The sequence below is a fragment of the Stenotrophomonas sp. 2YAF26 genome (genome assembly GCF_052114625.1).
Taxonomy (GTDB): Bacteria; Pseudomonadota; Gammaproteobacteria; order Xanthomonadales; family Xanthomonadaceae; genus Stenotrophomonas; species Stenotrophomonas indicatrix.
This window is the reverse complement of record NZ_JBFRFC010000007.1, coordinates 88,133-112,500: the sequence shown is the minus strand read 5'-3', so window position 1 is coordinate 112,500 and position 24,368 is coordinate 88,133. Positions and strand designations below refer to the sequence as shown.

16 protein-coding genes and 2 rRNA genes (1 of these 18 cut by a window edge) are annotated in these 24,368 nt (G+C 65.9%); 11 read left to right on the top strand and 7 right to left on the bottom strand.

Annotated features, from left to right (window positions below):
• Together AB4Y98_RS09485 and rrf are read left to right on the top strand one after the other, a co-directional pair.
• A 23S ribosomal RNA gene (locus AB4Y98_RS09485) occupies positions 1-2,051 on the top strand (it extends 830 nt beyond the left edge of the window).
• 9 nt (positions 2,052-2,060) lie between these two features.
• A 5S ribosomal RNA gene (gene rrf / locus AB4Y98_RS09480) occupies positions 2,061-2,175 on the top strand.
• 383 nt (positions 2,176-2,558) lie between these two features.
• Here rrf and AB4Y98_RS09475 read toward each other — a convergent pair.
• The 4 genes from AB4Y98_RS09475 to hemH form a co-directional block, all read right to left on the bottom strand.
• Positions 2,559-4,655, bottom strand: a complete 2,097-nt coding sequence (locus AB4Y98_RS09475; protein WP_442244237.1) for a methyl-accepting chemotaxis protein — start codon at positions 4,653-4,655, stop codon at positions 2,559-2,561.
• Positions 4,656-4,669: 14 nt separating this feature from the next.
• Positions 4,670-4,819: a hypothetical protein gene (locus tag AB4Y98_RS09470; protein WP_154231535.1), complete on the bottom strand. Its 150-nt coding sequence runs from the start codon at positions 4,817-4,819 to the stop codon at positions 4,670-4,672.
• A 127-nt stretch (positions 4,820-4,946) separates the two neighbouring features.
• Positions 4,947-5,804, bottom strand: coding sequence for an alpha/beta fold hydrolase (locus AB4Y98_RS09465; RefSeq protein ID WP_442244236.1), 858 nt, complete (start codon positions 5,802-5,804; stop codon positions 4,947-4,949).
• On the bottom strand, positions 5,801-6,763 hold the full coding sequence (hemH, locus tag AB4Y98_RS09460) for a ferrochelatase (protein WP_442244281.1): 963 nt from the start codon (positions 6,761-6,763) through the stop codon (positions 5,801-5,803). The genes AB4Y98_RS09465 and hemH overlap by 4 nt, the downstream gene beginning before the upstream one ends.
• A 178-nt stretch (positions 6,764-6,941) precedes the next feature.
• Between hemH and AB4Y98_RS09455 the strand changes: the two genes are divergently transcribed.
• From AB4Y98_RS09455 to tatC, 4 genes are all read left to right on the top strand, one after another.
• Entirely contained in the window at positions 6,942-7,832 is an 891-nt protein-coding gene (locus AB4Y98_RS09455; protein WP_025878761.1) for a lipid-binding SYLF domain-containing protein, read from the top strand.
• A gap of 74 nt (positions 7,833-7,906) precedes the next feature.
• Positions 7,907-8,134: a Sec-independent protein translocase subunit TatA gene (tatA, locus tag AB4Y98_RS09450; protein ID WP_025878762.1), complete on the top strand. Its 228-nt coding sequence runs from the start codon at positions 7,907-7,909 to the stop codon at positions 8,132-8,134.
• Positions 8,135-8,149: 15 nt separating this feature from the next.
• Complete coding sequence (gene tatB, locus AB4Y98_RS09445) at positions 8,150-8,623, top strand: Sec-independent protein translocase protein TatB (protein ID WP_312112645.1); 474 nt, start codon at positions 8,150-8,152, stop codon at positions 8,621-8,623.
• Positions 8,620-9,369: a twin-arginine translocase subunit TatC gene (gene tatC, locus AB4Y98_RS09440; protein WP_099819942.1), complete on the top strand. Its 750-nt coding sequence runs from the start codon at positions 8,620-8,622 to the stop codon at positions 9,367-9,369. Before tatB ends, tatC begins: the two co-directional genes overlap by 4 nt.
• A gap of 46 nt (positions 9,370-9,415) precedes the next feature.
• On the opposite strand, the gene AB4Y98_RS09435 is transcribed toward tatC, so the two are convergent.
• Genes AB4Y98_RS09435 through AB4Y98_RS09425 form a run of 3 tightly spaced genes read right to left on the bottom strand, consistent with a single transcriptional unit; the run spans position 9,416 to position 12,932 of the window.
• On the bottom strand, positions 9,416-10,327 hold the full coding sequence (locus tag AB4Y98_RS09435) for a BPSS1780 family membrane protein (RefSeq protein ID WP_049465015.1): 912 nt from the start codon (positions 10,325-10,327) through the stop codon (positions 9,416-9,418).
• Positions 10,328-10,378: 51 nt separating this feature from the next.
• The gene (locus tag AB4Y98_RS09430; protein ID WP_025878766.1) at positions 10,379-11,125 is read right to left on the bottom strand and encodes a glutamine amidotransferase; all 747 of its coding nucleotides are present in this window, start codon (positions 11,123-11,125) and stop codon (positions 10,379-10,381) included.
• Positions 11,097-12,932: a GspE/PulE family protein gene (locus tag AB4Y98_RS09425; protein ID WP_312111473.1), complete on the bottom strand. Its 1,836-nt coding sequence runs from the start codon at positions 12,930-12,932 to the stop codon at positions 11,097-11,099. Before AB4Y98_RS09425 ends, AB4Y98_RS09430 begins: the two co-directional genes overlap by 29 nt.
• Before the next feature lie 83 nt (positions 12,933-13,015).
• Between AB4Y98_RS09425 and glyQ the strand changes: the two genes are divergently transcribed.
• The 5 genes from glyQ to AB4Y98_RS09400 all read left to right on the top strand — a co-directional run bounded on the left by glyQ (position 13,016) and on the right by AB4Y98_RS09400 (position 24,326).
• Positions 13,016-13,927: a glycine--tRNA ligase subunit alpha gene (gene glyQ, locus AB4Y98_RS09420; RefSeq protein ID WP_025878768.1), complete on the top strand. Its 912-nt coding sequence runs from the start codon at positions 13,016-13,018 to the stop codon at positions 13,925-13,927.
• A gap of 88 nt (positions 13,928-14,015) precedes the next feature.
• A complete protein-coding gene (gene glyS / locus AB4Y98_RS09415) occupies positions 14,016-16,091 on the top strand; it encodes a glycine--tRNA ligase subunit beta (RefSeq protein ID WP_428703765.1) in 2,076 nt (691 codons plus the stop codon).
• Between the two features lie 259 nt (positions 16,092-16,350).
• A complete protein-coding gene (locus AB4Y98_RS09410; protein ID WP_081794577.1) occupies positions 16,351-18,147 on the top strand; it encodes an autotransporter assembly complex protein TamA in 1,797 nt (598 codons plus the stop codon).
• Positions 18,144-22,010, top strand: a complete 3,867-nt coding sequence (locus AB4Y98_RS09405) for a translocation/assembly module TamB domain-containing protein (RefSeq protein ID WP_442244235.1) — start codon at positions 18,144-18,146, stop codon at positions 22,008-22,010. Before AB4Y98_RS09410 ends, AB4Y98_RS09405 begins: the two co-directional genes overlap by 4 nt.
• Positions 22,011-22,178: 168 nt before the next feature.
• On the top strand, positions 22,179-24,326 hold the full coding sequence (locus tag AB4Y98_RS09400; RefSeq protein ID WP_442244234.1) for a S46 family peptidase: 2,148 nt from the start codon (positions 22,179-22,181) through the stop codon (positions 24,324-24,326).
• The last annotated feature ends 42 nt before the right edge of the window (positions 24,327-24,368 follow it).

Sequence of the window (24,368 nt, the reverse complement as noted above, 5' to 3'; positions counted from 1 at the left end):
ATCCTCTCGGGGGTAGAGCACTGTTATGGCTAGGGGGTCATCGCGACTTACCAAACCATTGCAAACTCCGAATACCGAGACGGACTGTATGGGAGACACACGGCGGGTGCTAACGTCCGTCGTGAAAAGGGAAACAACCCAGACCCACAGCTAAGGTCCCAAATTTTGTGCTAAGTGGAAAACCATGTGGAAAGGCACAGACAGCCAGGAGGTTGGCTTAGAAGCAGCCACCCTTTAAAGAAAGCGTAATAGCTCACTGGTCGAGTCGGTCTGCGGGGAAGATTTAACGGGGCTAAGCACAGAACCGAAGCTTGGGGTGTGCATATTTATATGTACGCGGTAGAGGAGCGTTCCGTAAGCCGTTGAAGGTGGATTGAGAAGTCTGCTGGAGGTATCGGAAGTGCGAATGCTGACATGAGTAACGATAATGCGGGTGAAAAACCCGCACGCCGAAAGCCCAAGGTTTCCTTGCGCAACGTTAATCGGCGCAGGGTGAGTCGGCCCCTAAGGCGAGGACGAAAGTCGTAGTCGATGGGAAGCAGGTTAATATTCCTGCACCTCGCGTAAGTGCGATGGAGGGACGGAGAAGGTTAGGCATACCGGGCGTTGGTTGTCCCGGGGAAAGGCGGTAGGTTTGGATCTTTGGCAAATCCGGGATCCTTTAAGACCGAGCACCGAGACGAGCCTTTATGGCGAAGTTGCTGATACCACGCTTCCAGGAAAAGCTCCTAAGCTTCAGCTTACGCAGACCGTACCGTAAACCGACACAGGTGGGTAGGATGAGAATTCTCAGGCGCTTGAGAGAACTCGGGTGAAGGAACTAGGCAACATGGCACCGTAACTTCGGGAGAAGGTGCACCCTTTTTGGTGGCTCGTGCGAGCTATAGCTGAAGAGGGTCGCAGTAACCAGGCCGCTGCGACTGTTTATCAAAAACACAGCACTCTGCAAACACGAAAGTGGACGTATAGGGTGTGACGCCTGCCCGGTGCTGGAAGGTTAATTGATGGGGTCAGCCGCAAGGCGAAGCTCTTGATCGAAGCCCCAGTAAACGGCGGCCGTAACTATAACGGTCCTAAGGTAGCGAAATTCCTTGTCGGGTAAGTTCCGACCTGCACGAATGGCGTAACGACAGCGGCGCTGTCTCCACCCGAGACTCAGTGAAATTGAAATCGCTGTGAAGATGCAGCGTTCCCGTGGCAAGACGGAAAGACCCCGTGAACCTTTACTATAGCTTTACACTGAACGTTGAGTTCGTCTGTGTAGGATAGGTGGGAGGCTATGAAACCATGGCGCTAGCTGTGGCGGAGCCATCCTTGAAATACCACCCTGTCGTGCTTGACGTTCTAACCTGGGTCCATTATCTGGATCGGGGACCGTGTATGGTGGGTAGTTTGACTGGGGCGGTCTCCTCCTAAAGAGTAACGGAGGAGCTCGAAGGTACGCTCAGCGCGGTCGGACATCGCGCACTGTGTGCAAAGGCATAAGCGTGCTTGACTGCAAGATCGACGGATCAAGCAGGTAGGAAACTAGGACTTAGTGATCCGGTGGTTCTGTATGGAAGGGCCATCGCTCAACGGATAAAAGGTACTCCGGGGATAACAGGCTGATACCGCCCAAGAGTTCATATCGACGGCGGTGTTTGGCACCTCGATGTCGGCTCATCACATCCTGGGGCTGTAGTCGGTCCCAAGGGTATGGCTGTTCGCCATTTAAAGTGGTACGCGAGCTGGGTTCAGAACGTCGTGAGACAGTTCGGTCCCTATCTGCCATGGGCGTTGGAGATTTGAGAGGGGCTGCTCCTAGTACGAGAGGACCGGAGTGGACGAACCTCTGGTGTTCCGGTTGTCACGCCAGTGGCATTGCCGGGTAGCTATGTTCGGAAGCGATAACCGCTGAAAGCATCTAAGCGGGAAGCGCGCCTCAAGATGAGATCTCCCGGGGCACAAGCCCCCTGAAGGAACCATGTAGACTACGTGGTTGATAGGTCAGGTGTGTAAGTACAGCAATGTATTGAGCTAACTGATACTAATGATCCGAGAGGCTTGACCATATAACCTCAAGTTGCCAAATTAGCGCTATGGAACCACCCGATCCCATCCCGAACTCGGAAGTGAAACGTAGCTGCGCCGATGGTAGTGTGGCCTAAGCCATGCGAGAGTAGGTCATCGCCAGGGTTTATACCCCAAAAACCCCGCTGCTCATGCAGCGGGGTTTTTCTTTGTGCGCGAGAAACCAAGGGGAGTGCCGGCCGTTGGCCGGCAAGCATGTGCAGCCGCGTGATGTTCATGAGGTTGCCGGCCAGCGGCCGGCACTACCGGGACTCAGCACCCACGCGTAGATGCGGCGCCCAGGGAGTGCCGCATTCTGTGGAGCACAGAGCTGGCGGATATGCTTCGCCGCAGTAGCAGGTGCCCCGACCCTCATCATCGTGTCGCGGGCAGCCTTGAACGGATTGCCTTCGTACCCGTTGAGTCAAACAACCTCGCCGGGAACCACGCCCAACAAAAAGGCGGCGCCCTGCGGGCGCCGCCTTTCTTCAAGGGAGCAGGCCTGCGGCTCAGTCGATCAACGCGGCCTCGCGCTGCCGGAACACCGATACCGCCTGGTTCAGTGCACCTGCCTGCGATTGCAGTTCACGTGCCGCCGCAGTGGCTTCTTCCACCAGCGCCGCGTTCTGCTGCGTGGCCTGGTCCATCTGCACCACCGTCTGGTTGATCTGCTCGATACCGGAGGACTGCTCCTGTGACGCCGCCGAGATCTCGCGCATCAGGTGGCTTACGTTCTCCACGCCGCCGACGATGCCCTGCATGCGCTGTCCGGCATCGGCCACCAACTGGGCGCCCTCGCCGACCTGACGTCCTGCCTCGTCGATGAGGACCTTGATCTCCTGGGCCGCCGCCGCCGATCGCTGCGCGAGCACACGGACCTCGCTGGCGACGACCGCGAACCCGCGCCCCTGCTCGCCGGCGCGTGCCGCTTCAACCGCTGCGTTGAGCGCGAGAATGTTGGTCTGGAAGGCAATGCCGTCGATCACACCGGTAATGTCGCCGATCCGCTTCGACGCACCCTCGATGGCCTGCATGGTGTCGACCACCCGCTGCATGGCGTGGTTGCCATCACTTGCTGCGTCTTGGGTGGAGGCGGCCAGCTCGCTGGCCTGGCGCGCATGCGCTGCGTTCTGGCGCACGGTGGCGGTCAGCTCCTCCATCGAGGCGGCCGTTTCCTGCAGATGAGCGGCCTGTCGCTCGCTGCGCTCGGACAGCGCGCCGTTGCCGGCGGCGATTTCGCTGGCGGCCGTGCTGATGGTGGTGGCGCAGTGCTGGATGTGGCCGACCATGCGCGCCAGCTGGCCGGCGGTGGCGTTGGCATCGCGCTGGATGGCGGCGAACGCGCCGTGGTACTCGCCCTGCATGCGACGGTCGAGATCGCCGTTGGCCATCGCCGAAAGCATCTGCCGCACTTCGTCGACCGTGCTGCCCAGTGTGTCCAGCAGCTGGTTGATGCCCCCGGTCAGGCCGTCGAGGAAGCTGGCGCCTTCGCTGGCCTGCAGGCGCTGTTCCAGATCACCCTGCGCGGCGGCATCGACAATCCCGGCGACGGCATTCTCCAGCGTCAGTTCGTGGGTACGGTCATGCCATTCCACCGCAAAACCCAGGCGAGCGCCCTGTGCGTCGAACACCGGGGTGACGACCTGGGCGAAGTGCACCGGCCCGATCCGCACCTTGCCGTTGTGTGTCGCCTGCAGCCCATTGAGGATGCCGCGGATGCGGTCAGGGTTGGCATGGAAGCGATGGATGCTGCTGCCGACCAGCCGCTCGGCGTCGAAATCGGGGAAGGCCTGGCGCAGCGTGGCCTGCTGGTTGCGCAGCAGCGCCACCACCGAGCGGTTGACGTAGCGGATGACGTGATCGTTGTCGGCAATCATCATCGCCGTGCGCGAGGCATCCAGTGCCTGGCGGATCTGCGCGTTCTCGGCATGTGCTTCGGCCTCGCGGCCGCGCTGCGCCTGCACATGGCGTGCGGTATCGGCCAGCGCGTGGGCCAGGGAACCGGGTGCGTAGTTGCGTGCGTCGGTGTGTGCGCCGAGGTCGGCGCCCGTGGCGATGTCACGCGCCAATGCGGCCAGGCGGTGCGGTCCGTGACCCAGCGCTTCACTCTGTTGGCGCAGGCGGGCGGCGGTCTGGCCCAGCACCAGCGTCAGCACCGCCAGGGCCATGGCATTCAACAGCGGCGGCAGGACGGCCGCCCCATCAAGCAACGGCGCCAGCAACGCACTGACACCCACGGCGCCGGCCAGCCACAACGGCATGCGGTCACGCTGGATGAGCAGCACGCCCAGCAGCAGCGCGATGGGCAATGCGGCATTCAATCCGCTGATATGACAGAGCAGGCTCAACTGCAGTGAAAGCACTACGGCCAGCCCGTTTCGCGCGAGCGCATGGCCGGCCTGGCGCCAGCCCAGCCAGGCGGCTGGCAGCACTGCGGCGACAACGGTGCTCGCAGCGGGCACCGACGTGCCGCGCACGGCAAGCACAAGGCCGATCGCTGCGAATACCACGCTGCCCAGCAGCAGGCGACGATCGCCTCGCTGGGCCAGCTGTTGCAGATAAGGGACACGGCCCTGGTCGGGCGGGCGGGAGGACGCAATGGACATCGGCAACTCCTGGATCAACGGACGGCAGCGGCCATGCAACGCGCTGCGCGGATGAGCGCAACGACGGCACGGTCGGGGAATTCGGGGAATGCGGCGCAGGCAGCGACGCGGAGGACGGACACCGTGACCACATCCTGTGGATGACGGTGCAGCAGACGGGACATGCGGTCTTCCTTGCAGAACCAGGAACGAGCCGCAGGCACAAAGGGCCTGCGTGCTGTGGACGCAGGGGCCCACTACCGTTCTATCGGCCGCACTGGCGCAGAGTGAAGTGCGCGCAGCCGACGATGGTCAGCGCGCGTTGCTGTTTCCGCTCAGGAATGCATCGATGACCGCGGCAATCTTTGCCGGGTGTTCCATGTGCAGATGATGGTTGCCGGGGAATACCGCCAGGCGGCCGTCACGCAGGTGCTGCAGGCGCTCGCTGCGCATCGGCTCGGGATAGTACGACTGCGCAGGCGTGGCATAGATCACCTGGGTCGGGCAGGTGATGGCCTGCAGCAGGTTGTCGATCTGGCCTTCGCTGAGGCGGATCGCGGTGGGCAGCATCAGGCGCGGGTCGCTGCACCAGCGATAGCCGCCTTCGACCGGCTCGACACCGCGTTCGACCAGCAGGCGTGCGCAGCCTTCGCTGAGCTGATTGGTCATCATCCGCGCCCGGATCGGTGCAGCCAGGTCCGGGAACACGCGCAGCTGCTTGCGTGCCAGTGCTCGGGTGGCGTCGACGTGCTCGCGCAGGCGGCTGGCAGTTTCTTCCTCCGGCCCGCGCAGGCCGCCGAGTGCCTCGATGGCGACCAGCCGTTCGATGCGATCACTGACCGCTGCGGCGAGGCTGGCGATGCCGGCACCCATCGAATGGCCGATCAGGGTGAACCGGTCCCAGCCCAGTGCATCGGCGACATCGAGGACATGGGTGATCGCTGCTGGCGTGGTGTACATCGCCCCGATCGGCAGATGCGCGCTGTGGCCATGCCCGGGCAGATCGATCGCCACCAGGTCCAGGTGCGGCAGATGCGGCGCCAGCGGAACGAAGCTGGCCGCATTGTCGAGCCAGCCGTGCAGGGCCAGCACCCGCGGACCCTCACCCGGCCGGCGCAGGCCGGCGACACGGACGCCCGCGACCTGCAGCTCAAACGGCTGCAGGCTCATGCCAGCGAGGCCACGGCCAGCCGAGCCAGTGCGCGGGCGTGTTCCGGTGCGGCGTTGAGGCAGGGGATGTAGCGCATCTGTGCGCCGCGCTCGGCCAGTGTTTCGGTGAAGCCCATGGCGACTTCTTCCAGTGTTTCCAGGCAGTCGGTGGCAAAGCCGGGGCAGACCACGTCGATCTGTTTTACCCCAGCCTCGGCCAGTTCCCACAGGCTGGGTTCGGCGTAGGGCTGCAGCCAGCGTTCGCGGCCGAAGCGCGACTGGTAACCCATCTGCCAGTCGTCCGCGCCCAGGCCGAGCGCCGCGGCGATCGCACGTGCACTGGCCTCGCAGCGCTGCGGATAGGGATCGCCGGCATCGGCAAGGCGCTGCGGAATGCCATGGAAGGAGAACATCAGCTTCTGGCCGCGACCCTGCTGCTGCCAGAAGCGCTGGATCGAGCCGGCGACGGCGGCGACCCAGTCCGGATCGATCGAATAGTCCTGCACCAGGCTGACGGTGACCTGCGGGTTCCTGCGCTGCCACGCCTCCACGCGGTCTTCGACCGAGGCGGTGGTGGTGGTCGAATATTGCGGATACAGCGGCAAGACCACGATGCGGCGCACGCCCTCGCTGGCCAGCCGATCCAGTTCGGTGGTCAGCGCCGGTTCGCCGTAGCGCATCGCATGGCGTACGCGCAGCGTTGGCAGCAATGCCTGCATCGCCTGCGCCAACTGGCGGGTGTGGACCATCAGCGGCGAGCCTTCCGGCAGCCACACCTGGGCGTACTTGGCGGCCGAACGGCCACTGCGTAACGGCAGGATCAGGCCGCGCAGCAAGGGCTGCCACAGCAGTGCCGGTATGGCGACCACGCGCGGGTCGGACAGGAATTCGGCCAGGTAACGACGAACAGCGGGAGCCGTCGGCGTCTCGGGCGTGCCTAGGTTGACCGCCAATACGGCGGTATCGGGTGCGTCGAGCATGGGCGGTATTGTCGCCGATTCCATCGTCACGTCGGTATGCAGGGTTTGGATCGTTGTCATCGACAAGGGCGATATGAGCAGGCAACGCTCATTGGAGATTCATCACAACACTACTAATTTCAGTCACTTGCTATATCTTCTGCTATATCTTCCTATGGACTGACTTCTGGAGCCTGCCATGCGTCGCCCGATCCAAGCCCTGCTGATCGCCGCCAGCCTGCTGTCCAGCCAGGCCATGGCCGGACCGCAGGAAGACCAGCGCGCCCGCAACGCGGTGCGTGTACTGGCTGAAATCCAGGGAATCCCCGAACAGGGCATTCCGGACAAATTGCTCGACGAAGGCCGCGCGGTCATCGTCATTCCCGACACGATCAAGGCCGGTCTGGTGATCGGTGGACGTCGTGGCCACGGTCTGATGTCGGTGCGCATGCCCAATGGTGCGTGGTCCAACCCGGTATTCATCAAGCTTACCGGTGGCAGCATCGGCTTCCAGGCCGGTGTGCAGTCCTCCGACGTTGTGCTCGTGTTCCGCAACGACCGCAGCCTGGACAACCTCGTCAACGGCAAATTCACTCTCGGCGCCGATGCCGGTGTGGCTGCCGGCCCGGTGGGCCGCAATGCCGCCGCCGCTACCGATGGCCAGCTGAAGGCCGAGATCTGGTCGTGGTCGCGCGCCCGCGGCCTGTTCGCTGGCGTGGCCCTGGATGGTGCGATCCTGCAGATCGACGATGCTGCCAACCTTGACGCCTACGGCAGCAACACCACCCCGCGGATGATCTTCGAGGGCCGCGCGGCTGGCTCGCCTTCAATGGATGTGGTCGCTTTCCGTGATCGCCTGGAAGAGGCCACCTACGCGGCGCGCAACAACCGCAATGGCGGCAATGACGCACCGCGTCCGGCGGCCGCTGCAGCGCCTGCCCCGCAGCCTGTTCAGGCAGCGCCAGCGGCGCCTGCTGAAGCGACCACGGCGCCGCTGCAGGCCGTTCCGCAGACCCCGCCGCCGGCCCAGCAGGGTTTCCAGCCGGTCAACGACGGTGAAATCCGCACTGAAACACTGGGCAACAACTGACTTTCGTCACGCGCGCCGGCTAACAGCCGGTGCGCTATGCTCGGCAATCTGATCACTAACGTAACGAGCGACTTATGGGCAGTTTCAGCATCTGGCATTGGTTGGTCGTGCTCGCCATCGTCCTGCTGGTGTTCGGCACCAAGCGCCTGACCAGTGGTGCCAAGGACCTCGGCTCGGCGGTCAAGGAATTCAAGAAGGGCATGCACGACGACGACAAGCCGAACGCACAGTTGGGCGATGAGTCGCGCAGCCAGGACGCCTCGCGCACCGCGCAGGACGAGCACGACCGCAAGCCGCGTTGATCCGGAGCGGTTGCGGTGTTTGATATCGGCTTCAGCGAACTGCTGGTGATCGCGGTTGTCGCCTTGGTGGTGCTCGGTCCTGAGCGCCTGCCCAAGGCGGCCCGCTTCGCCGGACTGTGGGTACGCCGCGCGCGTAATCAATGGGATTCGGTCAAGCAGGAACTGGAACGCGAACTGCAGGCCGAAGACATCAAGCGGCAGATGCAGGACGTGCGCCAGGGCATGCAGGACACCGAGAACCAGCTGCGTGCCAGCGGCGAAGCCATGCGCCGCGAAGCCGAACAGATGCAACAGCACAGCGACACGCTGGCGCAGCAGGTGCGTGCACCGGCCCCGGCCGAACAGCCCCCACATCTGGCGGATGCGACCGAGCCAGTGGTGGCGTCGACTGAAGGTGCAGCCATTGCGCCCGCCACCGCTGAAGCTGCGGGCGATGCCGTTGCTGATACCGCGACCGAAACGCCCGCGCGCACGGAGCGCCCGTCATGAGCGAACACGACTTCGGCGAAAGTTCGCTGGTGGAACACCTGGTTGAACTGCGCGCGCGCCTGGTGCGTGCGCTGCTGGGGCTGGGCGTTGTGCTGCTGGGCCTGCTGCCGTTTACCCAGAAGCTTTACAACGCACTGGCCGAGCCGTTGATCTCGCAGTTGCCCAATGGGCAGACGATGATCGCCACCAACCCGGCCGGCGCCTTCTTCGCGCCGTTGAAGCTGACGTTCTTCGTGGCCCTGTTCGTGGCCGTGCCATGGCTGCTGTACCAGCTGTGGGCCTTCGTCGCGCCGGGCCTGTATGCACGCGAGAAGCGCCTGGCGATGCCGTTGCTGGTCTCCTCGGTGCTGCTGTTCTACACCGGCTGCGCCTTTGCCTATTTCCTGGTGCTGCCGGCGGTCTTCCACTTCCTCACCACCTTCAGCCCGGAAGTGATCGCGATCACGCCGGATGCGAATGCCTACCTGGACTTCGTGCTGGCGATCTTCTTCGCCTTCGGCGGCAGCTTCGAGCTGCCGGTGGCGATGGTGATCCTGGTGCTGCTGGGCTGGATCACGCCGCAGCAGTTCAAGGAAGGACGCGGCTACGCGATCGTCGGCATCTTCGTGCTCGCTGCGATCCTGACTCCGCCGGATGTGGTGTCGCAGCTGATGCTGGCGATCCCGATGTGCCTGCTGTACGAGCTGGGCATCCACGCCGCGCGCTGGCTGGTGCCGTCTTCGGTGGTCAAGAAGCCTGCTGCTTGATTCCTGGTAGTGCCGGGCATGGCCCGGCGCTACCGTTGAGCGCCGCTCAAGCGTGGAAGACGTCGTTGGCAGGCGGCGACTGCGGCACCGGCGGTGCGCCGCGGCTGCCGCGATGCACGAACATCTGCTTCCAGGCCGAATAGACCGCGCCGACATACAGCGGCATCAGCACCGTAGTGAACACCAGCTGCGCGATGAAGGCCGCCGCCAGCGGGCCGCCCAGCAGCATGCCGAGCTGGACCACGATCACGAACAGCACATAGACGCAGAACGCGGCGATCAGGCCGAGCACGGTGAACACGGCGGTGGCGCCGATGTTCTCGATGCAGCCCTGCAGGCTCAGGCGCAGCGCGTGCATGCCGCTCTGGCGGTCGAACACCACCAGTGCCGGCTGGGTGAACATCGCCAGGGTCAGCGCCACGGCGGTGCAGAACACCAGCAGCATCCACAGCGCGATGCGCTGCGCGGGCAGGTTGGCGACCAGTTCGGCGGCGGTTTCCGGGCTGATCTGCTGCCCGCTGCGGCCGAGTTCCTGCATCTTGGTCATGGTGTCGCTGAAGGCGGTGAAGCCCTCGCGGCCGATCATCAGGTACAGCAGCGCGCCCAGCAGCAGCACGGCCAGCACCTGGATCGCCAGCGGCACCAGCAGGTGGCTGACACGGCGGTCGCGGATCGGCTGCAGCAGATGGGTGGCCAGGCCGGGACGGCCCTGGTCGATCTCACCCATGGCGTACAGCATGCCGCCGAACATCACCGGTGAAATCACCAGCGTCATCATCTGCAGGGCCAGGCCGGCGGTGCCGGGCAGCATCGTCCCCAGCAGGGTGACCACCCAGTTCACCAGCAGCCAGGTCAGGCCGATCCGGGCCAGCTGCAGCGGCGCACGCCGATACAGCGAGAACGTATCCAGCAACCACTGGGCGCCCGCCGAGGCTGGCAGCTTGCGAATCTCTTTCATGGACATCCGGGGAGGGACAGGAGGGGCCGGGCGGTATGCCCGTGCCGCCGATTATCCCTGTTTTGCCACCGGCTGGGCTGAAGACAGCCGGGCCTGGCGGACAAAGCGCCGCAACAGCTGGCGCGCCAGCGGCGCGGCGCTGACCGCGCGCTCGATGCTGCGCGCGCAACCGCCATGACGGCCGATGCAGTCGGCGCGTGCGCGCACATAGCCACGCATGTGGTGGGTGGCAAATTCCGGATGGAACTGCACGCCCCAGGCCTGGCGGCCCCAGCGGAAGGCATGGCAGCCATCCAGCGGCGAGCGCGCCAGCACGGCGGCACCCTCGGGTACGCGCAGCACGGTCTGCAGATGGGTGGCGTGGGCCGCGAAGTGGCTCGGCAGGCCCTGGAACAACGGGTCCTGCGCGGCCTGCGGGTCCAGTGCCAGTTCAATCGTTCCCGATTCGCGCCCGGCGGGGTTGTAGGCCACTTCGCCGCCCAGCGCGTGGGCCAGCAGCTGGTGGCCGTAGCAGATGCCGAACACCGGCACGTCGTCGTGCGCGGTCTGCCGCAGCCAGGCGGCACTGCGTTCGCTCCATTCGGCGTGGTCGGTGACGAAGGCGGCCGAGCCGGTTACCAGCACGCCAGCGAACTGGCGTGGATCGGGCAGGTCGGCGCCGTGCTCGACGTCGACCACCACGGTCTCGTGTTCTTCCAGGCCGGCGGCTACCCGGATCCAGTGCGGAAAGCGCCCGTAGCGGCGCAACGACGGCACGGGGCGGCCGGTTTCAAGGATCAGGAAGGGCGCTGGATTCATCCGGGGGAGGTAGTACGGACAGGACTTCCTCGATTGTAGTCAGCCCCTGTGCCACCTTTTCAAGCCCGGCCTGGCGCAGGGTTCGCACACCTTCAGCACGCGCGGCACGGTTGAAACCGGCCAGATCCATGTCCGCACGGATCAGCCCGCGCAGGCGCGAGCCCAATGGCAGCAGCTCATACAGGCCGATGCGGCCGAGGAATCCGGTGCGTCGGCACTCCAGGCAACCGACCGGCCGACAGGGCGTGGCGGCATCTGGATATGCAGCTTCGCTATCAGCCAGTACCGCCCAATCGGCCCGGCCGAGGGTGTGCGGCTGCTTGCAGTGCGGGCACAGGGTGCGCACCAGGCGCTGGGCGAGGATGCCGTTGACGGTGGATGACAGCAGGTAATGCGGTACGCCCAGGTCGAGCAGGCGGGTGATGGCCGAGGGCGCGTCGTTGGTGTGCAGGGTGGACAGCACCAGGTGGCCGGTCAGCGAGGCCTGCACCGCCATCTGCGCGGTCTCCAGGTCGCGGATCTCGCCGATCATGATGATGTCCGGGTCCTGCCGCAGCAGGGTGCGCACACCGCTGGCGAAATCCAGGTCGATGTTGGTCTGCACCTGCATCTGGTTGAATTCCGGCGCGATCATCTCGATCGGGTCTTCCACCGTGCATACGTTGACGTCCGGCGTGGCCAGCCGCTTCAGGGTGGAATACAGGGTGGTGGTCTTGCCCGAACCTGTCGGGCCGGTGACCAGCACGATGCCGTGCGGGCGCTCGACCAGGGCGGTCCAGCCGGCCGCTTCCTGCGGGCTGAAGCCGAGCTGGTCGATGCTCTTGAAGGCCGCTTCCGGGTCGAAGATGCGCATCACGCATTTCTCGCCGAAGGCGGTCGGCATGGTCGACAGGCGCATTTCCACTTCACGGCCGCCGGGCGAGCGGGTCTTGATGCGACCATCCTGCGGGCGCCGGCGCTCGGCCAGGTCCATGCGTCCGAGCACCTTGATACGGCTGACCACGGCGGTCATCACCGCCGGTGGCACTTCGAACACCTTGTGCAGCACGCCGTCGATGCGGAAGCGCATGCGGCCCATTTCGCGGCGGGGCTCCAGGTGGATGTCCGAGGCGCGCTGCTCGTAGGCGTACTGCAGCAGCCAGTCGACGATGTGCACGATGTGCTGGTCGTCGGCATTGACGTCGCCGGTGCGGCCCAGTTCGACCAGCTGCTCGAAGCTGGGCAGGGTGGTGCTGGTCTCGCCACGTACGTCGCCACGGGCACCGCGCACCGAGCGGGTGACGCCGAAGAACTCCATGGTGTAGCGGTGCAGGTCCAGCGGATTGACCACCGCCAGTTCGATGCGCAGGCGGGTCAGGTGCTGCAGGTCGCGCAGCCATTCCTGTGCCAGCGGCTCGCTGGTGGCCACCAGCACGCGTTCGCCATCCACCGCCAGCGGCAGGAAGCGATGGCGGCGCGCGTAGGCGTGCGAGGCCACGGCGGTGACCGAGGCGACGTCGACCCGGGTCGGATCGATGCGCAGGTAGCGGCTGCCGGTACGCTGGGCCAGCCACTCGGTGAGGCGTTCCAGATTGAGGTCGCCGCCGTCGCTGGCGGCCAGCTTGAGGTTGGACAGCAGCACCAGTGGATGCACTTCACTGGCATTGCGGGCGCCCTGTGCGGAAAAGCGGATGCGCTCGCGCTCGTGCGCAGCCACCACGCCATCGGCCAGCAGGGCCGCCGCAACCTGTTCGAACTGCAGGCGACCGGGCGGCAACGGTGCCGCGCCAGGCTCGCCGGGCGTGCCCGTGGGCAGCCGATGTTCCATCCACCTGCTCCTTCCGGGTACGGAATGCCCCGCAGGTCGGCCGTTATACTAGCGCACCCCTTTGCCGGCCAAGACTCGTCCGCATGTCCGCGACCCCGACCGTTCCGATCACCTTCCAGGGCCTGATCCAGACCCTGAACCAGTTCTGGGCCCAGCAGGGCTGCGTGCTCATCCAGCCGCTCGACCTGGAGGTGGGCGCCGGTACCTTCCACCCGGCCACCTTCCTGCGTGCGATCGGTCCGGAAACCTGGAACGCGGCCTACGTGCAGCCGTCGCGGCGCCCGACCGATGGCCGCTACGGCGAGAACCCGAACCGCCTGCAGCGCTACTACCAGTACCAGGTGGCGATGAAGCCGGCACCGGACAACATCCAGCAGCTGTACCTGGATTCGCTGAAGGCGGTGGGCATCGATCCGCTGGTGCACGACCTGCGTTTTGTCGAGGACAACTGGGAATCGCCGACCCTGGGCGCCTGGGGCCTGGGCTGGGAAGTCTGGCTCAACGGCATGGAGGTGACCCAGTTCACCTACTTCCAGCAGGCCGGTGGCCTGGAGTGCCGGCCGGTGCTGGGCGAGATCACCTACGGTCTCGAGCGCCTGTGCATGTACCTGCAGAACTGCGACAACGTCTACGACCTGGTCTGGACCTACGGCCCGGATGGGCAGCCGGTGACCTACGGCGACGTCTACCACCAGAACGAGGTGGAGCAGAGCACCTACAACTTCGAATACGCCGACGTGGAAGAAATGTTCCACCGCTTCGATGCCTGCGAGCGCGAAGCGCAGAAGCTGGTGGAAGTGAACCTGCCGCTGCCGGCATACGAACAGGTGATGAAGGCCAGCCATACCTTCAACCTGCTCGATGCGCGCCGTGCGATCAGCGTGACCGAACGCCAGCGCTACATCCTGCGCGTGCGCGCGCTGGCCCAGGCGGTGGCCAAGGCCTACTACGAGCAGCGCGAGAAGCTGGGCTTCCCGGGCGCGAAGAAGGCCTGACGGCCCGTTCTCCCATCACGCGTTTCACCTACTACCCCAGGGGCGCCGGCCGCGTCGCGCGCTGCGCCCCCACCACAGGATCGAACCGATGAGCCACTTGTCTCCCCTGCTGATTGAACTGGGCACCGAAGAGCTGCCGGTCAAAGCACTGCCGGGCCTGGCCCAGGCCTTCTTCGACGGTGTTGTCGACGGCCTGCGCAAGCGCGGCGTGGAACTGGAGCTGGGCGATGCACGCCCGCTGTCGACCCCGCGCCGCCTGGCCGTGCTGCTGCCGGGCGTTGGCCTGGAGCAGCCGGAACAGCACAGCGAAGTGCTGGGCCCGTACCTGAACATCGCGCTGGACGCCGAAGGCCAGCCGACCAAGGCGCTGCAGGGGTTCGCGGCCAAGGCCGGGATCGACTGGACCGCGCTGGAAAAGACCACCGACAACAAGGGTGAGCGCTTCGTGCACCGTGCGGTGACCCCGGGCGCGCGCACCGCTGCGCTGCTGCCGGAGATCCTGCGCGAGGCCATCGCCGGCATGCCCATTCCCAAGCCGATGCGCTGGGGCGACCACAGCTGGGGCTTCGCGCGCCCGGTGCACTGGCTGGTGCTGCTGCACGGCGGTGACGTGGTCGAGGCCGAACTGTTCGGCCTGAAGGCCGACCGGATGAGCCGCGGCCACCGCTTCCTGCACGACAAGACCGTGTGGCTGACCCAGCCGCAGGACTATGTGGAATCGCTGCGCGCCGCCTTCGTGCTGGTTGACCCGGCAGAGCGTCGCCAGCGCATCGTCGCCGAGGTGGAAGCCGCTGCAGCCACCGCCGGTGGCAGCGCACGCATCACCGAGGACAACCTGGAGCAGGTGGTGAACCTGGTCGAGTGGCCGTCGGCGGTGCTGTGCAGCTTCGAGCGCGCGTTCCTGGCGGTGCCGCAGGAAGCGCTGATCGAGACGATGGAGATCAACCAGAAGTTCTTCCCGGTGCTGGATGACGGCGGCAAGCTGACCGAGAAGTTCATCGGCATCGCCAACATCGAGTCCAGGGACGTCGCTGAAGTGGCCAAGGGCTACGAGCGCGTCATCCGTCCGCGCTTCGCCGATGCCAAGTTCTTCTTCGACGAAGACCTGAAGCAGGGCCTGCAGGCAATGGGCGAGGGCCTGAAAACGGTGACCTACCAGGCCAAGCTGGGCAGCGTGGCCGACAAGGTCGCGCGCGTGGTGTCGCTGGCCGAAGTGATTGCGCCGCAGGTCGGCGCCGATCCGCTGCTGGCCAAGCGTGCCGCGCAGCTGGCCAAGAATGACCTGCAGTCGCGCATGGTCAACGAGTTCCCGGAACTGCAGGGCATCGCCGGCCGCCACTACGCGGTGGCCGGTGGCGAGTCGCCGGAGGTGGCGCTGGCCATCGACGAGGCCTACCAGCCGCGCTTCGGTGGTGATGACATCGCGCTGTCGCCGCTGGGCAAGGTGCTGGCGATCGCCGAGCGCGTGGATACCTTGGCCGGCGGTTTCGCTGCGGGCCTGAAGCCGACTGGCAACAAGGACCCGTTCGCCCTGCGCCGCAACGCGCTGGGCCTGGCCCGCACGATCATCGAGAGCGGCTTCGAGCTGGACCTGCGCGCGCTGCTGGCCAGCGCCAACGCCGGGCTGGCCGCGCGCAACGTGCAGGCCGACGTGGCCGAGCTGTACGACTTCATCCTCGACCGCCTGAAGGGCTATTACAGCGACAAGGGCGTGCCGGCCAGCCACTTCAACGCGGTGGCCGAGCTGAAGCCGGCCTCGCTGTACGACTTCGACCGCCGTCTGGACGCGATCGGGATCTTCGCGGCGCTGCCGGAAGCCGAGGCGCTGGCCGCGGCCAACAAGCGCATCCGCAACATCCTGCGTAAGGCCGAAGGCGATATTCCGGGCCAGATCGATGCGGCCCTGCTGCAGGAAGATGCCGAGCGCGCGCTGGCCGAAGCCGTGACTGCCGCCATCGACGATACCGGCGCCAGCCTGCACCAGAAGGACTACGTGGCCGTGCTGGCGCGCCTGGCCCGCCTGCGTCCGCAGGTCGATGCGTTCTTCGACGGGGTGATGGTCAATGCCGAGGATCCGGCACTGCGCGGCAACCGCCTGGCGTTGCTGACGATGCTGGGCGAGCGCTTGGGCAAGGTCGCGGCGATCGAGCACCTGTCGAGCTGAGATGGGGTGCCAGGCAAGCTTGGCACCCACCGGTAGTGCCGGCCGCTGGTCGGCAGCGCCACGATCCCGCAATGAATCAGACCGCATCCACGCATGGCGTGGATCTACTGGGTAGTGCCGGCCGCGGGCCGGCACCGACGCGATGCCGATATTTCCGCATGCGGGCGCGATGATCGCCACAAAGGCGCGTATTTTGACCGCCACTTAACAACCGATCCGGATTGACGTGATGCATTTCGCATCGTCACCTTCGGTCGGTATGCTGTGCCGCATGCAGCCAACGAAATACGCCCTGCCGCTGATGGTCCTCTCGCTTTGCGCCACTTCCGTGGCCCATGCGCGCGGCACCATCGACAAGGTGGACATCAAGGGATTGGACAAGGGCGACGACGCCGCGATCATCGAGAACATCCAGGAATCGCTGTCGTTGTTCGACACGATCGGCAAGGAGCAGGGCGAGTCGCGCCTGGAATACCTGCTGTCACAGGCCGAGCGGCAGACCCGCCAGGCGCTGGAACCGTTCGGGTACTACAACCCGGTGATCAAGGTCGAGGCGCCACGCCAGGACGAGCACGTCACCGTGCTGATCCATGTCGACAAGGGCCAGCCGGTGCTGGTGCGCCGCGAGCACATCGACATCACCGGTCCGGCGATGTACGACCAGTACCTGCAGGACGACCTGGCCGCGTTCAAGCCGCGCAAGGGCCAGCGCTTCGAACACACCCAGTACGAAGCCAGCAAGATCACCGTGACCCGGCGCCTGGCCGAGCGCGGCTACTTCGACGCCGACTACACCCAGCGCCAGGTGCAGATCACCCGCGCGGACAACGCTGCCGACATCGACCTGACCTGGGACAGCGGCCGCCGCTACAACATGGGCCCGGTGACCTTCGAGCAGAACTATTTCGACGACAAGCTGTTCGACCCGCTGGTGTACTGGGACCAGGGCAGCTACTTCCACGAAGGCAAGCTGGACCGCCTGCGCGAGTCGCTGACCAAGCTCGATTACTTCAGCGTGATCGACATCCAGCCGCGTCCGGACCAGGCCGATGAGAACGGCGAGGTGCCGGTTGATGTGAAGCTGACGCGGGCCAAGCGCAGCATCTATTCCTACGGTCTGAGCTACGGCAGCGAAAGTGGCGCCGGTGTGCGCGGTGGCCTTGAACGGCGCTACCTGAACAGCCGCGGCCACAAGATGAACACCCAGCTGGACTATGCGCAGAAGCGCAAGAGCCTGATCACCAGCTACCGCATCCCGGCGTTCAACTGGCTGGATGGTTGGTACACCTTCGCCGCCAGTGCCTATGACGAACAGACCGACTACATCGATCTGCGCAACTTCAAGCTGATCGCCAGCCGCAGCGGCGAGATCAACGAGAACTGGACCGCCATCGCCTCGATCAACGCGCTGCGCGAGCGCTGGCGCTATGCCTCGGGCACCGAGTTCACCGATGCGGTCTACAACACGTCCACGCTGGTCTACCCGCAGATCGTGGCCGACTACGTGAAGGTGGACGACGAGCTGTTCCCGCGCAGCGGCATCAGTGGCACCGCGACGGTGCGTGCCGGCGTCGAAGGCGTCGGTTCGGACACCAGCTTCGTGCAGGCCAATGCCGTGCTGCGCTGGTACATCCCGGTGGGGCCTACCAATCGCCTGATCCTGCGCGGCGAAGGCGGCACCACCTGGACCAGTGACCTGGTGGCGATGCCGCCCAGCCTGCGCTACTTCGCCGGTGGCGACCGCAGCATCCGCGGCTATGCCTACCGTGAGGTCGGCCCGCGTACGCCGAAACCGGACAAGTACGCGCTCGGTGCCAAGCACCTGGTGGTCGGCTCGGCCGAATACGAGCACTACTTCAATGGCGGCCCGTGGGGTGCAGCGGTGTTCGTCGATACCGGCAGTGCTTTCGATACCAACATCGATCTGCATACCGGCGTCGGCTTCGGCGTGCGCTGGAAATCGCCGGTGGGACCGGTGCGGGTGGATATCGCGCATGGCCTGAACAACCCTGATTCGCAGTTCCAGCTGTACCTCAACATCGGAGCGGACCTGTGAGCACGCCCGCACCGACTCCGTCGCCGAACACGCCGCCGCGCCGCGTGCGCTTCTACCGTCGTCGCCGCTTCTGGGCATGGTCCGGCGCGGGCGTGGTCGGCCTGGTGCTGGTCGCCCTGCTGGCCGTTTACTGGCTGCTGCAGACGGTGGCCGGCCGCGATGTGCTGCTGGCGCAGGTGGTGGCGCGCCTGCCGGTGGGTGCCAGCTTCACCTGGGACAAGGTCGATGGTCCGGTGGCCGGACCGCTGACCCTGTACAACGTCGACTTCCGCTACGACGACATCCATTTCCACGCCGAGCGCGCGCACCTGGAGCCGGACCTGCGCCCGCTGCTGGGCCGCAAGCTGCTGCTGGACAAGCTGGAACTGACCAACGCCACGCTCAACCTGGCCAAGAGCGATGAGCCGTTCAAGCTGCCGTCGTGGCCCGATTCGCTGCCGCAGATCGAAATGCCGCTGGCGATCCAGGCCGATGTGATCGCCATCGACAGTTTCCGCATCAGCCAGGCCAACGAGCCGGTGATCGACATCAGCCGCGTGCGCGGTGGCATCGAGATCGCCAATGGCGAGTTCCAGGCGCGCAAGCTGGTGGTGGACAGCGACATGGGCAATTTCACTGCCCAGGGCCGCTACATCCCGGCCAAGGACTACGACACCGACGTCACCGTCACTGCCGTGCTGCCGGCACCGCGCGGACGTACCGCGGCCACGGTCGGCCTGGTCGCGCGCGGTGATCTGGCGCATATGGAAGTGGCGTTGGCCGGTCGCGCACCGAAGCCGCTGCACGCGATGCTGGTGTTCGATGGCCGCACCGATCCGACCTGGAACGCGACTGTACGCAGCGACGAGCTGGACCTGGCGCTGTTGTCGCCGGCATTGGCCAGCTCGGCCATCGCGCCGCTGGCATTGGACTTCACCGCCTCCGGCAAGGGCGGCAACGCCAACCTGCATGGCCGGGTGAAGCAGGGTGAGCAGGAACTGGAGCTGGCGCCCTCGGTGGTTTCGCTGCAGGACCAGGTGCTGAAGGTCTCGCCGCTGGTGGTCAAGGGCCTGGGCGGCGAAGCACGCCTGGAAGGTACCGCCGATTTCAGCCAGGAAGACCAGCAGAAGCTGAACTTCTCGGTGATCGCGCAGGACCTGACCTGGGTGCCGGCACCGGACCCGAACACCGCCGGCAGTTCGCCGGTGCCGGTGACGCTGAAGGAAGCGCGCTTCGGCCTGGCCGGTACCTTGAAGGCCTGGGCGGCGATCGGCCGTGCCGATGTCGAACGCGAAAAGCAGAAGGCGCAGCTGCGCTTCGATGTGCGTGGCAACGATCAGGCCGCTGAGATCCGCGAACTGCAGGCGCAGACGCCGGGCGGCCAGCTGCAGGTGGAAGGCAAGGTGGCGTGGGCACCGCAGTTGGACTGGGATGCCAAGGCCACGCTGAAGGATTTCGATCCGGGCTACTTCGCGCCGGGTTGGGATGGCCGTCTGTCCGGCAATCTCGCGTCCAAGGGACATCAGTTGCCGCCGCCGGCCAACGCGCCGCCGGGCACCGCGGGCACGCTGGAGGCCACGGTGGACCTGCCGTCGCTGAAGGGCACCCTGCGCCAGCGCAACGTGGATGCACAAGGCAAGTTCGCCCTGCAGGGTGAGCAGGGCCAGGGTGAATTGAAACTGGCCGTCGGCAGCAGCCGGGTGACCGCCTCGGGCAAGGTCGGCGACCGCCTGGACATCGATGCGCGCTTCGAGCCGCTGCAGCTGAGCGACCTGCTGCCCGGCGCCGATGGAGGCCTGCGTGGCCAGGTGCAGGTGAAAGGCCCGCGCGATGCACCGGACATCACCGCCGACCTGGTCGGCAACAATCTCAACTGGGACGGTTACGGCGCTGAAAGCCTGAGCATCAAGGGCCGCCTGCCGTGGCGTGGCGACAGTGGCACGCTGGCGATACAGGGCCAGCAGGTCAATGCCGGCATGCTGCTGGAACGCTTGAACATCGATGCGCAGGGCAGTGTCTCCAACCTGCGCCTGGCCGCGCAGACCCGCAACGAACTGGGCGCGATCGAGCTGCAGGGCAGCGTGCGCCAGCAGGGCGAGCAATGGCGTGGCGAACTGGCCACGCTGCGCATCGCGCCGGTGAAGGGCGATGCGTGGGCACTGCGTGCGCCTGCGGCATTCGCCATCAACGGCAGCAATTACACGCTGGGCGAAACCTGCCTGGGTGCTGCGACCGGAGGCGCCCTGTGTGCGCACGCCAACTGGCCGCGCGAAGGGCTGGTTGTGCGCGGCGATGCGTTGCCGCTGGCGCTGGTGCAGCCATGGTTGCCACCGCAGTCCGGCCGGCGCATCTACCTGCGTGGCGAACTCAACATGGACGCGCAGATCCGTCCGCGTGGCAACGCGTGGGAAGGGCATGTGGAAGTGCGCTCGGCCGAAGGCGGCGTACGCCTGGGCGAGAACCGCAACACCAGCGTGGCCGATGCCAATCGTGGCGAACTGGTGCGCTATGACCAGTTCTCGCTGAAGCTGGACATGACCCCGGCCAGCATCAAGGGCTACCTGGGCATGGGTTTCCAGGGCAACGGCTTCGTCGATGCCAAGATGCAGACCGGTTGGGAACCGAGTGCGCCGCTCAACGGCGAGCTCTACCTCAACATGTCGCGCCTGTACTGGCTGGAACTGTTCTCGCCGGACGTGGTGCGCCCGACCGGCCTGATCGAAGGCCACGTGAGCCTGCGTGGCACGCGCGGCCAGCCCTCGCTGGGCGGTGATGCGCAGCTGAGCAACTTCAAGGGCGAGTTCCCGGCGCTGGGCCTGACCTTCGACCAGGGCAAGGGCAGCTTCGTTGCTCAGCCTGATGGCTCGGCCAAGATCACCGCGCAGGCCAATTCGGGCAAGGGCACGCTGTATGTCGACGGCGGCCTGTCCTGGTTCGGCGATGCACAGCCGCTGCAGCTGAAGATCCACGGCGAGAATGTGCTGCTGTCCAACACCAGCGAACTGCGCATCGTCGCCAATCCCAATCTGGACTTCACTCTGGCCAAGGCCGCGATGGAGCTGCGTGGAACGGTGCACGTGCCCGAGGCCGACATCGATCTGGAACGCCTGGACCGTGGCACCTCGGTGTCCGAAGACGTGGTGGTGCTGGACCCGGCCGATCCGGAAGAGTCGCGTACCTCACCGCTGGACATGGAGCTGACTGTCAGCCTGGGTGACAAGGTCAAGATGACCGGCTTCGGCCTGAAGGGCGCGCTGACCGGCAAGATGCAGGTCTGGGCCAAGCCCGGCCGCGAGATGACCGCCAACGGCGGCCTGGAAGTCAGCGGCCGCTACAAGGCCTATGGCCAGGACCTGACCATCACCCGCGGCAACCTCAACTGGAACTACAACGCGGTGTCCGACCCGCGCATCAACATCCGCGCCGAGCGCCGGATCGGTGATGTCACCGCCGGCATCGACGTGACCGGGCGCGCGCAGCAGCCACGTGCCGATGTCTGGTCCGATCCGGCGATGTCGCAGTCCGAAGCACTGGGTTACCTGGTGCTGGGGCGCAGCCTGACCGGTGCCAGCAGCGACCAGACCCAGCAGGTGAACGCCGCATCCGCCGCGCTGTCGGCCGGCAGCGGCCTGCTGGCTTCGCAGCTGGGTGCCAAGCTCGGCCTGGACGATGCCGGCGTCAGCCAGTCGCGCGCGCTGGGCGGTTCGGTCATCGGCGTCGGCAAGTTCATCTCACCCAAGCTGTACGTGGGCTACGGCGTGTCGCTGGTGGGCGCCGGTTCGGTGATCACCCTGAAGTACCTGCTGCGCCGCGGCTTCGACGTGGAAGTGGAATCGAGCACGGTGGAAAACCGTGGCTCGTTGAACTGGCGGCGGGAAAAATAACGGTGTGGTAGTGCCGGCCGCTGGCCGGCAACTGCACCGTATCCCGAATTCGGTGGGTTGCCGGCCAGCGGCCGGCACTACCGTGCACGCATACCCAACCATCGGCCGTTGCCCCATCCGGCCCCAGCGGCTATGGTCCCGGGCTGTTCTGTCGTACCGGATTGCCTCATGTCGCCACGCAAAGCCCTCCCCACCGCCCTGGCCCTGGGCCTGACCCTCGCCGCTGGCGCCCACGCCGATGAAGGCATGTGGATGCCGACCCAGCTGCCGGAGCTGGCCAAGCCGCTGCAGGCGGCTGGCTTCAAGGGCAACCCGGCCGACTTGGCCAACGTGACCGCGCCGCCGCTGAGTGCGGTCGTGCGTGCCGGCGGTGGCACCGGCTCGTTCGTGTCGGCCGATGGCCTGCTGCTGACCAACCACCACGTGGCGATGGGCGTGATCCAGTACAACAGCTCGCCCGAGCACAACTTCATCAACGATGGCTTCATCGCCAAGGGTCGCGCCGACGAGCGTCCGGCCAATCCGGACTTCCGCGTGCTGGTGACCGTCGGCTTCGACAAGGTGACCGACCAGGTGCTGGCACAGGCCAAGGGCAAGACCGGCCGCGCGTACTTCGACGCGGTGGATGCAGCCAGCAAGCAGATCGTGGCCGAGTGCGAGAAGGACGGCAGCGTGCGCTGCTCGGTGGCCAACATGTATTACGGCACCGACTTCTACCGCATCGCCCAGCTTGAGCTGAGCGACGTGCGCCTGGTCTATGCGCCGCCGCGCGCGATCGGTAACTACGGCGATGAGATCGACAACTTCATGTGGCCGCGCCACACCGGCGACTTCACCCTGCTGCGTGCCTACGTGGGCAAGGACGGCAAGCCGGCCGCCTACAGCAAGGACAACGTGCCCTACCAGGCCCCGGCGCACCTCCAGATGTCGGTGGAAGGCCCGAAGGAGGGCGACTACGCGATGCTGGCCGGTTACCCGGGCATCACCTACCGCCATCGCACCGCCGCCGAATTCGCTGGCCAGATCGATACCGTGCTGCCGCGCCGGGTGTCGGTGTTCCAGCAGATGATCGACACCATCGAAGCGGTCAGTGCCAAGGATGCGCAGGCACGTACCCGTTATGCCTCGCAGTTGCAGTCGCTGAAGAACAATCGCAAGCGCGCTGCCGGTGAGCTGGAAGGGCTGCTGCGCAGCGATGCCAAGGCCCAGCGTGCGGCCGACGAGCAGGCGATGCTGGCCGCCACCGACCGCAAGTACCAGGGCGATATCAAGGCGCTGCTGGCCAACCTGTCGCAGGGCGCGGCGGTGGGCGAGCGCGACCTGCTGCTGGAGCAGATGGCCGGCCAGAGCCAACTTCTGCGCTCGGCACTACTGCTGGAACGCCTGCGCATTGAATCGGCCAAGCCGGACGCGCAGCGCGAGACCGGCTACCAGCAGCGCGACCAGGCGATGATCGAAGGCGTGCTGAAGCAGGTGCAGCGCCGCTATGCACCCGAGGTCGAGAAGGCGCTGCTGACCACCCTGTTGACGCGCTACCAGCAGTTGCCGGATGCGCAGCGCGTGGCCGAGTTCGACACGGCGTTCGGCCGTACCCCGGCACAGCTGGCGCAGGCGCTGGACACGCTGTATGCCGGCACCCAGCTGGGTGACGAAGCGCAGCGCCTGTCCCGTTTCGCCGCTGCCCGCGAAGGCAAGGCGCTGGCCGCCGATCCGCTGATCGCCGTGGCCGCCCCGCTGGTGGCCGCGCAGCTGCGCATCGAAAACGAGAGCAAGACCCGCGAAGGCGAACAGCTGCGCCTGCGCCCGGCCTACATGCAGGCCTTGTTCGCCTGGCGTGCCAAGCAGGGCCGTGCGGTGTACCCGGATGCCAACCGCACCCTGCGCATCAGCTACGGCAAGGTGGAAGCGCTGCACCCGCGTGATGGCGTGACCTATTCGCCGGTGACCACGGTGGCCGGCATCGTCGAAAAGAACACCAACGCCTATCCGTTCGATGCCCCCAAGCCGCTGCTGGCTGCGATTGCCAAGGGCGACTTCGGCAGCACCGCCGACCCCGCGCTGAAGACCCAGACGGTCAACTTCCTGACCAACCTGGACACCACCGGCGGCAACTCCGGCTCGCCGGTGCTCAACGCCAAGGGCGAACTGATCGGCCTGAACTTCGACAGCAACTGGGAGTCGGTCAGTGCCAGCTGGTGGTTCGACCCCCGCTACAAGCGCGCCGTGCACGTGGACATGCGCTACCTGCGCTGGCTGCTGGCCAAGGTCTACCCGGCACCTGAACTGCTGAAGGAAATGGGCGTTCCGGCGGAGTAACGCCGGTTCCCGGTAGGTCCCCACCGTTTCCTGGTGGGTGCC

Bases quoted from the DNA above. Each gene is read 5' to 3' on its own strand.
- AB4Y98_RS09425 (WP_312111473.1), bottom strand. From the start codon at position 12,932: ATGGAACATCGGCTGCCCACGGGCACGCCCGGCGAGCCTGGCGCGGCA.
- glyS (WP_428703765.1), top strand. From the start codon at position 14,016: ATGAGCCACTTGTCTCCCCTGCTGATTGAACTGGGCACCGAAGAGCTG.
- AB4Y98_RS09430 (WP_025878766.1), bottom strand. From the start codon at position 11,125: ATGAATCCAGCGCCCTTCCTGATCCTTGAAACCGGCCGCCCCGTGCCG.
- AB4Y98_RS09475 (WP_442244237.1), bottom strand. From the start codon at position 4,655: ATGTCCATTGCGTCCTCCCGCCCGCCCGACCAGGGCCGTGTCCCTTAT.
- AB4Y98_RS09410 (WP_081794577.1), top strand. From the start codon at position 16,351: ATGCTGTGCCGCATGCAGCCAACGAAATACGCCCTGCCGCTGATGGTC.
- tatA (WP_025878762.1), top strand. From the start codon at position 7,907: ATGGGCAGTTTCAGCATCTGGCATTGGTTGGTCGTGCTCGCCATCGTC.
- AB4Y98_RS09465 (WP_442244236.1), bottom strand. From the start codon at position 5,804: ATGAGCCTGCAGCCGTTTGAGCTGCAGGTCGCGGGCGTCCGTGTCGCC.
- AB4Y98_RS09435 (WP_049465015.1), bottom strand. From the start codon at position 10,327: ATGAAAGAGATTCGCAAGCTGCCAGCCTCGGCGGGCGCCCAGTGGTTG.
- glyQ (WP_025878768.1), top strand. From the start codon at position 13,016: ATGTCCGCGACCCCGACCGTTCCGATCACCTTCCAGGGCCTGATCCAG.
- AB4Y98_RS09455 (WP_025878761.1), top strand. From the start codon at position 6,942: ATGCGTCGCCCGATCCAAGCCCTGCTGATCGCCGCCAGCCTGCTGTCC.
- tatC (WP_099819942.1), top strand. From the start codon at position 8,620: ATGAGCGAACACGACTTCGGCGAAAGTTCGCTGGTGGAACACCTGGTT.
- AB4Y98_RS09470 (WP_154231535.1), bottom strand. From the start codon at position 4,819: ATGTCCCGTCTGCTGCACCGTCATCCACAGGATGTGGTCACGGTGTCC.
- AB4Y98_RS09400 (WP_442244234.1), top strand. From the start codon at position 22,179: ATGTCGCCACGCAAAGCCCTCCCCACCGCCCTGGCCCTGGGCCTGACC.
- hemH (WP_442244281.1), bottom strand. From the start codon at position 6,763: ATGCTCGACGCACCCGATACCGCCGTATTGGCGGTCAACCTAGGCACG.